Source organism: Amycolatopsis sp. NPDC104587 (assembly GCF_055583645.1).
Window position 1 is genome coordinate 15,017 of sequence record NZ_JBVJNO010000009.1, and the last position, 2,284, is coordinate 17,300.

General features: G+C 72.2%; 1 protein-coding gene. It reads left to right on the plus strand.

The features are described 5' to 3' along the window. The first annotated feature begins 328 nt into the window (after positions 1-328). Positions 329-2,137: an arabinofuranosidase catalytic domain-containing protein gene (locus ACZ61C_RS27715; RefSeq protein WP_465310760.1), complete on the plus strand. Its 1,809-nt coding sequence runs from the start codon at positions 329-331 to the stop codon at positions 2,135-2,137. Positions 2,138-2,284 lie beyond the last annotated feature (147 nt).

The window sequence follows — 2,284 nt, forward strand, 5'->3', positions numbered from 1 at the left end:
GTTGTGTCGCCTTGCTCCCCCCCCCCCCCCCCCCCCCCCCCCGCAACCCCCCCCCCCCCCCCCCCCCCCCCCCCCCCCCCCCCCCGCGCCGACGTCCGAAACGTCGGTTTCCGTTGGCCGCCAGCGGATCCCGCCGCGCTGGGCCGTCCGGGTGCTTCTCCCCAGTGGACTGGACCATCGGCGCCCGAGGCCGGTTGACACGCCCGAGAACGCGGCCCTACCCTCCCTCCATCCCCACCCGCCTTCCCCGCACCCCCTTCTCTTCCGGAAATACAACGTTGTAAAAATCCGCGCAGGCCTCTGACCTGCGACTTGAGAGTGAGGTCCCGTGCCACGCGGTCGCAGTCTCCTCGTCACGTTCGTGCTCGTCCTCGGGACGATGCTCGGCCTGAGCACCCCGTCCCAGGCCGCCGGTTCCCTGCCGTGCGACCTCTACGGCGCCGCCGGCACGCAGTGCGTCGCCGCGCACAGCACCACCCGCGCCCTCTATTCGGCCTACAGCGGCAACCTCTACCGCGTGCAACGCGCGTCCGACCGCGCCGAGACGAACATCGGCCTGCTCGCCACCGGCGGGTACGCCAACGCCGCCGCGCAGGACTCGTTCTGCGCCGGCACCACGTGCACCATCACGGTGATCTACGACCAGTCCCCGCGGCACAACGACCTCACCGTCGAAGGCCCGGGCACCGCGGGCGGCCAGGACGTCGCCGCGATCGCGTCGGCGCTGCCGGTCACCGCCGGCGGGCACAAGGTCTACGGCGTCTACGTCTCCCCCGGCACCGGGTACCGGCACTACGTCGGCGCCGGGGTCGCGGTCAACGGCCAGCCCGAAGGCATGTACATGGTCGCCAGCGGCACGCACGTCAACGGCGGCTGCTGCTTCGACTACGGCAACGTCGAGGCGCAGATCGCCGACACCGGCAACGGCCACATGGACGCCGTCAACCTCGGCACCACCTGCTACTTCCCACCGTGCAGCGGGATCGGCCCCTGGGTCGCGGGCGACCTCGAAAACGGCCTGTTCCAAGGAAACCGCTCCAACACGAACAACCGCGGCAACGCCACGCCGTTCGTCACGGCCCTGCTGAAGAACAACGGCCAGACCACCTTCGCGCTCAAGGGCGGCAACTCCCAGAGCGGCGGCCTCACGACCTGGTACAACGGCGCGCTGCCCTCGGGCGGGTACACGCCGATGCACCAGGAGGGCTCGATCGTGCTCGGCACCGGCGGGGACAACAGCAACGCGTCCATCGGCTCGTTCTTCGAAGGCGTGATGACCGCGGGGTACCCGACCGACGCGGCGGACGACGCCGTCCAGGCCAACGTGGTCTCCGTCGGGTACGCCGGGTCCACCGGGACACCGCCGTACGCGGCCACGGTGTCCGGCCCCGGCGGCAAGTGCCTCGACGTGGCCGGCGACGACACGGGCGGCAACGGCACGGCGGTCCAGCTCTGGGACTGCCAGGCCAACGCGGCCGACCAGCACTGGGCGCACAACGCGGACTCGTCACTGTCCACTTTGGGCCGTTGTCTCGACGTCGTCGGCAACGGCACCGCGGCCGGCGCGCTGCTGGAGCTGTGGGACTGCAACGGCGTCGGCGGCCAGAAGTGGGTGCAGCAGGCCGACGGCTCGCTGCGCAACCCGCAGTCCGGCCGCTGCGTCGACTCGCCGAACGGCGCCACGGCCAACGGCACCCGCCTGCAGATCTGGGACTGCAACGGCTCGGGAGCGCAGAAGTTCTCCGTCACCGGCGGCGGGCCGATCACCGGCCCGGGCGGCAAGTGCGTCGACGTGGCCGGCGACGACCACGGGACGAACGGGACCGCGGTGCAGCTGTGGGACTGCCAGTCGTTCGCGGTGGACCAGCACTGGTTCCACCTCGCCGGTGGCGCGCTGCGCACGCTGGGCCGCTGCCTCGACGTCAACGGCAACAGCACGGCCAACGGCACCGAGGTCGAGCTGTGGGACTGCAACGGCGTCGGCGGCCAGGTGTGGACGCAGCAGGCCGACGGCTCGCTGCGCAACCCCCAGTCCGCCCGCTGCCTCGACTCCCCCAACGGCGCGACGGCCAACGGGACGCGGCTGCGGATCTGGGACTGCAACGGCTCGGCGGCCCAGCGGTTCCCGCTGGTCTGAGCGTCCTTCGGAGCAGGGCGCGGGAGGGTGGGGGGGGGGGGGGGGGGGGGGGTCCCCCTCGCCCCCCCCCCCCCCCCCTCCCCAAAGCAGACGGAGGGCTGTTCCCCACACCCACAACGACGTCTAGTCAGCCTGGTCTTATCCCTG